The sequence below is a fragment of the Microcella sp. genome, from assembly GCF_051860105.1.
Taxonomy (GTDB): Bacteria; Actinomycetota; Actinomycetes; order Actinomycetales; family Microbacteriaceae; genus Microcella.
On record NZ_JBHYEO010000045.1, the window covers coordinates 1 to 6,879 of the forward strand.

Sequence of the window (6,879 nt, forward strand, 5' to 3'; positions counted from 1 at the left end):
ATCCCCGACGACGTCACCATCCAGGTGCTGACGCAGGCGCGCGAGCACCTCATCGCCCGCACCTACGAATCCATCAAGGGCGCCAAGCGCGCCATCGTGCACTTCTACAACTCGACGAGCGTGCTGCAGCGCGAGGTCGTGTTCCGCACCGACGTCGAGGGTGTGAAAGAGATCGCGCTGCAGGGCGCTCGCTGGTGCCAGCAGTACGAGGCGACCGTGCCGGGCACCGAGATCTTCTATGAGTACAGCCCCGAGAGCTACACGGGCACCGAGCTCGAGACGGCGCTCGAGGTTTGCAACGCGGTCATCGAGCAGATCGCGCCGACGCCCGACCGCAAGATCATCATCAACCTGCCGGCCACGGTCGAGATGGCCTCGCCGAACGTCTACGCCGATTCGATCGAGTGGATGCACCGGCACCTCGCCCGACGCGACTCGGTCATCCTCAGCCTGCACCCGCACAACGACCGCGGCACGGCCGTCGCCGCCGCCGAGCTCGGCTACATGGCCGGTGCCGACCGCATCGAGGGCTGCCTGTTCGGCAACGGTGAGCGCACCGGCAACGTCGACCTCGTCGCCCTCGGCATCAACCTGTTCACGCAGGGCATCGACCCGCACCTCGACTTCAGCGACCTCGACGAGATCAAGCGCACCGCCGAGTACTGCAACCAGTTGAAGGTGCACGAGCGCAGCCCCTGGGCCGGCGACCTCGTCTACACGGCCTTCAGCGGATCGCACCAAGACGCGATTAAGAAGGGCTTCGAGGCGATGGATGCCCGGGCCGAGGCTTCGGGCGTCAGCGTCGACGACCTCGTCTGGGGGGTTCCGTACCTGCCCGTCGACCCCAAAGACCTGGGTCGCACCTACGAGGCCGTCATTCGCGTCAACTCGCAGTCGGGCAAGGGCGGCGTCGCCTACCTGCTCAAGACCGACCACGCTCTCGACCTTCCGCGCAAGCTGCAGATCGAGTTCAGCGGCGTCGTGCAGGCCAAGACCGATGCCGAGGGTGGCGAGGTGACGAGCGAGCAGATCTGGGAGATCTTCCAAGACGAGTACCTGCCCTCGACCGACCCCGACGCCAAGTGGGGCCGCTTCGAGCTACTGTCGACCCGCACCGCCTCCGACATGACGGGAACGGTGTCGCTGAGCGCGACGCTGCGCGATGGGGAGGAGATCGCCGCGGTCGAGGCGACCGGCAACGGTCCGATCGCGGCCTTCCTCAGCATCATGGAGCGTCAGGGCATCGCAATCCGCCTCTTCGACTACGTCGAGCACGCGCTCTCGGCCGGCGGGGATGCCCACGCGGCGGCCTACGTCGAGCTCGAGGTGAACGGCCGCACCCTGTGGGGTGTCGGCATCGACCCCGACATCTCGACCGCGTCGCTCAAGGCCGTCGTCTCGGCGGTCAACCGGGCGATCCGGCTCGAGACCCCCGACCGCGAGCTCGTCAGCGCGTAAGGCCGGAGCCGCACGGCGGGCACCCGAGGTGCCCGCCGCATCCGTCGCGATCTCCACAATTCAGGAGTTGCTGGTTCATCACGCCGCGCGACACGCCGTGAGAGCGCGGCCACCCACCCGCCACGCCTGACAACTCCTGAATTGTGGAGACGGGCAGCCTCTGCAGGGGGCGCGTCAGCGGGCGGTCGCGGCCCAGTCGGCGAAGCGGATGCCCGGGCCGGGCACCCCAGTCGTGTGCAGCCCTGCGCGGTAGGCGCCGACGAGCCTTCCGGGCGCGTGCCACTCGACGACCCGGCGCTCGGCGGCCTCGGTCGTCACGCCACGCGCCACGAGCCACTTCCGGGCGAGCTCGGCCATCGGCAGCACCTCGGGCCCGCCGAGGTCGTCGACCCGGCCGAGGGCGGGCTCCGCCGCCACGAGCTCGGTCAGCCGCGAGGCCACGGCGCCCGTGTCGATCGGCTGGAACGGCGCGTCGACCGTGATGACCCGCGGCAGCCGTCGCTGCGCGCGGAAGGCCCCCGCCACGAAGTCGTGGAACTGCGTCGCTCGGAGGATCGTGAACGGCACGCCCGACCCTTCGACGAGCTGCTCGCACGCGAGCTTCGAGCGGTAGTAGCCGAGCGGAACGGCGTCGACGCCGACGATCGACAGGTACACGAGGTGCTGCACGCTCGCGGAACGCGCGGCCTGCAACAGGTGCTGGGTCGCGCGAGCATCCGACCGCCGGTTGGTGGCGAGGTGCAGCACGGTCTCGACGCCCGCGAGCGCCGCGGGCAGCCCGGCGCCCGACTGCAGGTCGGCGACGACGTGGGCGGGGCCGGGGCGACGGCTCAGGATGCGCGGCTCGAGCCCGCCCGCGCGCAGCGCCTCGACGGTGGGGCGACCGAGGGTTCCGGTGCCGCCGGTGATCAGCAGGGTCATGGTGCTCCTCTCGTGGGCGCGCGCACCGCGCCCTCTCAGAGTCGACCGGGCGGGCCGTCGATCTGTGACAGGGCGGCCGCCGCGAAGCGTGCGAGCTTGTCGGGAGCCCGCACGATGAGCACTCCGCGCACCCCTTCGTCTCCAATGTCGAGCGCCCACAGCGCGACGGGTTCGACGCCCTCGGGCCCCTCGGTGACCGCCAGGAAGGCGGTTGCACCGTTGGCCTGCACCGGGATGCTGCGCACTCCCTGCCCGAACTTCTCGAGCACGCCCAGCACGAAGCGGGCCACCTGCTCGGCACCGTGCACGGGCCGGCGCGCGGCGCTCACGACCCCGCCGCCGTCGCTGATCGCCACGGCGTTGTCGACGAGCACGGCTTCGAGCGCGGCCAGGTCGCCGCCCTGGGCGGCCGCGACGAAGGCGGCAAGCACGCGGGCGCGCTGCTGCGGGTCGACGGGTTGCCGCCGCTGGCCCTCGAGGGCGCGGCGCCCGCGAGAGACGAGCTGGCGCGCGGCGGCCTCGCTCGTGTCGAGCACCTCGGCGAGGCTCGCGTAGTCGTAGGCGAAGGCCTCGCGCAGCACGAGGGCGGCGCGCTCGGGGCCGCTCAGTCGCTCGAAAAGCAGCAGGGTCGCGAGGTCGAGGGCTTCGGCCGTCTCGGCGCCGAGCGCGGGGTCGGCCCGCGTGTCGACGGGTTCGGGCAGCCACGGGCCGACGTATTGCTCTCGGCGCACGCGCGCTGAGTCGAGCGCGGTGAGCGCGAGCCGCGTGACCATGGTGGTCAGGTAGGCATCCGCGTTAGCGATGCCCGGCCCGGCGACGGCCGCCCACTTCGGCCACGCATCCTGCACGACGTCCTCCGCCTCGGCCCATGAGCCGAGCAAGCGGTAGGCGAGTCCGGTGAGCCGCGGGCGAGCCGCCTCGAACACGGAGAGCGATTCCGACGTCACGCTGTCACCCACGCTGCTGGCTCGCGCCGGGGATGGGGGAGCGGCGGCGCGCCCGCGGTTCGGAGCCGACGATGGGGATCGACGAGGTCGTCGGGTGCAGGTGGATCACGCCGGTCGCGGTCGTGACCGTGCGCCCGCGGTCGGCCGCGGCGTCCTCGTCGCGCCGCCCGCGCTTCGGCAGGGCGGGCAGCTTCGGCAGTCGCGTGATCGCGCGCTGCTCGGGCAAGCTCCAGCCGAACAGCACCGAGGCGACGCGCACGCCGAACGTGATGGCCACGCCGATCGCACCCGCCACGAGCACGTCGACGTTGAGCGCGAGCAGCACGGCGATGGTGCCCGATCCGGCGGCGGCGGCGACGGCGTAGAGCGAGCCGACGTGCATGAGGGCGATCGGCAGATTCAGCAGCAGGTCGCGCAAGATCGACCCGCCGACGGCGGCGAGCACGCCCACGAACACGGCGGCGACCTCGGGCAGGCCGAGCGCGAGCGCCTTGGTCGTGCCGATCGCGCCGAAGAGGCCGATCGTGAGGGCATCCAGCACGGTGATGAAGCGATTGAGGCGCCGGAACACCCGCTCGAGCAGCATGCCGAGCAGCGCCGCTCCCGTTGCCACGACGACGTACCAGTTCGACTGCAGGGGAGCCAGGGGCACATCGAGCAGCAGGTCGCGCAGCAGACCGCCGCCGAAGCCGACGACGATGCCGATGATCGCGACGCCGAGCCAATCGAGCCGGCGGTCGCGGAACTGCGCGGCGAACAGCGCCCCCTGCAGGGCGCCGATGCCGACGGCGAGCAGGTCGACCCAGAGGGGGATCACGAAGACGTCGTCCACATGATCATTCTGGTGGGTGGATGCTGCGCCCGCGTTCTGCGGAGCCGCCGTGTTCGTGTCACGCCCACCCGAAGTGTTACACTCTGTTCAGGTCAGACCGACTTTTACACGCGGCATCGGGCGGAAGGAGCATCCATGACCGGCAGCACGGCCATCGCCCTCGCCGTCTCGACCGTGATCTTCGCACTGCGGTCTGACGCGGACGGCGCGCCGAGCGTCTGGCTGCCGCTCGTGCGGCGCACGCGCGAGCCCTACCTCGACCGCTGGGCGCTGCCCGGCGGCATGGTGCGCACCGACGAGAGCCTCGAAGGGGCCGCGCGCCGCAACCTCGGCGAGACCACGCGCCTCGAGCCCACCTACCTCGAGCAGCTCTACGCCTTCGGCGACGTCGACCGCTCACCCGACCAGCGCATGGTCTCGATCGTCTACTGGGCGCTCGTGCGCCCCGACGAGGCCGAGCGGGTGACCCTCGGCGAGAACGTGCGGTGGTTCCCCGCCGACGAGCTGCCCGACCTCGCTTTCGATCACAACCTCATCGTCGACTACGCCCTCTGGCGGCTGCGCACGAAGATGGAGTACTCCCGCATCGCGCACGCCTTCCTCGGCTCGCGGTTCACCCTCGCCGAGCTGCGCGAGGTGTACGAGGCCGTGCTGCGCAAGCCTCTCGACCCCGCGAACTTCCGGCGTCAGATGGAGACGAGCGGTGTCATCGAACCCACGGGGGAGGTCGTCACCGGCGGCCGTCACCGCCCTCCGCGCCTCTACCGCTACACCGGCGCCGTCGACCTCGTCGACGCCGGCCCCCTGAGCCGCCAGGCCGCCGGAACAGCCAGCGACATCGACCAGCCCCGCAGCACCGCACCCCTGAGGAACTCCGCATGACCGCCATCGACGCCTCCGTCGCCACGACCATCCGCCTGATCACGAACGGCCAGGCGCCGGGCGAGACCTGCACCCCCGAGCTCGACCAGGGCCCGTGGGCCTTCGACTCCGTGCCCGGCTACGGCCCCGGATCGTCGATGCACGACGTCATCCCCACCGGGTCACCGCGCCAGGGCGCCCTGCCTCGGGAGTACCAAGACGCCTCGAACGACGAGTTGCACGCCCGCATCCGTGCTGCGAAAGAGGCCCTCGGCGACCGCCTCGTGATCCTCGGCCACTTCTACCAGCGCGACGAGGTCGTGCAGCACGCCGACTTCCTCGGCGACTCGTTCCAGCTCGCCAACGCCGCCCTCACGAAGCCCGACGCCGAGTACATCGTGTTCTGCGGCGTGCACTTCATGGCCGAGACGGCCGACATCCTGGCCCGCGATTCGCAGCGCGTCATCCTGCCGAATCTGGCCGCCGGATGCTCGATGGCCGATATGGCCGACATCGACTCGGTGCAAGCGGCGTGGGACGAGCTGCTGTCGGTGTACGGCACCGAGCCTGACGCCGAGGGCCGCGCGCCGATCATCCCCGTCACGTACATGAACTCCTCCGCCGCGCTCAAGGCGTTCTGCGGGGCGAACGGCGGCATCGTGTGCACCTCCTCGAACGCCAAGACCGTGCTCGAGTGGGCCTTCGAGCGCGGGCAACGCGTGCTGTTCTTCCCCGACCAGCACCTCGGCCGCAACACCGCGAAGGCGATGGGCGTGCCGCTCGAGCAGATGCCGATGTGGAACCCGCGCAAACCGCTCGGCGGCTCGACGCAGCAGCAGCTGCTCGATGCGCGCGTCGTGCTGTGGCACGGTTTCTGCAGCGTGCACAAGCGCTTCACCGTCGGTCAGGTCGAGAAGGCCCGCGCCGACTTCCCCGACGTACGCGTCGTCGTGCACCCCGAGTGCCCCATGGAGGTCGTGGATGCGGCCGACGAGGCGGGCTCGACCGACTACATCCGGCGCGCCGTCGCCGGCGCCACCGAGCCCACGACCTTTGCCATCGGCACCGAGGTCAACATGGTGAACCGGCTCGCGGCCGAATACCCGCAGCACACGATCTTCTGCCTCGACCCCGTCATCTGCCCGTGCTCGACGATGTACCGCATCCACCCCGGCTACCTCGCCTGGGTGCTCGAGGAGCTCGTCGCGGGCCGCGTCGTCAATGAGATCGTCGTCGACGCGGGCGTGCAGGCCGACGCCAAGCTCGCCCTCGAGCGCATGCTCGCCGCGAAGCCGCGGGACTGACCCATGGCCCACATCCTCGTCATCGGCAGCGGCATGGCCGGTCTCGTCGCCGCGCTGCGCGCCGCGCGCCGGCACGACGTCACGATCGTCACAAAAGACGTGCTCACGGCCGGCTCGACCGCCTGGGCGCAGGGCGGCATCGCGGCCGCCGTCTTCCCCGACGACTCGGCCGCCTTGCACGCGCGCGACACGCTCATCGCCGGGGCCGGGCTGAGCGACCCTGCCGCCGTCGACATCCTCTGCACCGAGGGGCCCGCCCGGGTGCACGACCTCGTCGCCCTCGGGGTCGCCTTCGACCCGGCCGAGGGCGCCGTCGCGCCCTTCGACGAGGTGAGCGACTGGGCCCGCGGGCTCGAGGCCGCCCACTCCGTCGCGCGCGTGCTGCACGCGGGCGGGGATGCCACGGGGCGCGTGATCGAGACGGCGTTGGCCGCCGCCGTGCGCGAGGGGCGCATCCGGGCCCGCGAGTTCGCGCGCGCGACCTCGCTCATCGTGCGCGACGGGGCGGTCGCGGGCGCCGGCGGCGAGGGGCCCGCGGGGGTCGGGCACGTCGTGG

The 6,879-nt window shown here is 71.5% G+C and carries 7 protein-coding genes; 4 read left to right on the plus strand and 3 right to left on the minus strand.

Annotated features, from left to right (window positions below):
- The coding region (locus ACTIE9_RS13270) for a 2-isopropylmalate synthase (RefSeq protein ID WP_439566040.1) at positions 1–1,458 on the plus strand (1,458 nt) is incomplete at its 5' end.
- 174 nt (positions 1,459–1,632) lie between these two features.
- Here ACTIE9_RS13270 and ACTIE9_RS13275 read toward each other — a convergent pair.
- Genes ACTIE9_RS13275 through ACTIE9_RS13285 form a run of 3 tightly spaced genes read right to left on the minus strand, consistent with a single transcriptional unit; the run spans position 1,633 to position 4,158 of the window.
- Positions 1,633–2,379, minus strand: a complete 747-nt coding sequence (locus ACTIE9_RS13275; protein WP_439566041.1) for an SDR family oxidoreductase — start codon at positions 2,377–2,379, stop codon at positions 1,633–1,635.
- A 35-nt stretch (positions 2,380–2,414) separates the two neighbouring features.
- Positions 2,415–3,326 (minus strand): RNA polymerase sigma factor SigJ, encoded by a 912-nt coding sequence (sigJ, locus tag ACTIE9_RS13280; RefSeq protein WP_439566042.1) that lies wholly within the window; start codon positions 3,324–3,326, stop codon positions 2,415–2,417.
- A gap of 4 nt (positions 3,327–3,330) precedes the next feature.
- A complete protein-coding gene (locus ACTIE9_RS13285) occupies positions 3,331–4,158 on the minus strand; it encodes a trimeric intracellular cation channel family protein (RefSeq protein WP_439566043.1) in 828 nt (275 codons plus the stop codon).
- Positions 4,159–4,293: 135 nt separating this feature from the next.
- On the opposite strand from ACTIE9_RS13285, the gene ACTIE9_RS13290 reads away from it, so the two are divergent.
- The 3 genes from ACTIE9_RS13290 to ACTIE9_RS13300 form a co-directional block, all read left to right on the plus strand.
- Positions 4,294–5,040 carry an NUDIX hydrolase gene (locus ACTIE9_RS13290; RefSeq protein WP_439566044.1) on the plus strand — a complete coding sequence of 249 codons (747 nt, stop codon included), beginning with the start codon at positions 4,294–4,296 and terminating at the stop codon, positions 5,038–5,040.
- On the plus strand, positions 5,037–6,323 hold the full coding sequence (gene nadA, locus ACTIE9_RS13295) for a quinolinate synthase NadA (protein WP_439566045.1): 1,287 nt from the start codon (positions 5,037–5,039) through the stop codon (positions 6,321–6,323). The genes ACTIE9_RS13290 and nadA overlap by 4 nt, the downstream gene beginning before the upstream one ends.
- A gap of 3 nt (positions 6,324–6,326) precedes the next feature.
- On the plus strand, positions 6,327–6,879 hold a 553-nt coding region (locus ACTIE9_RS13300), incomplete at its 3' end, for an FAD-binding protein (protein WP_439566046.1).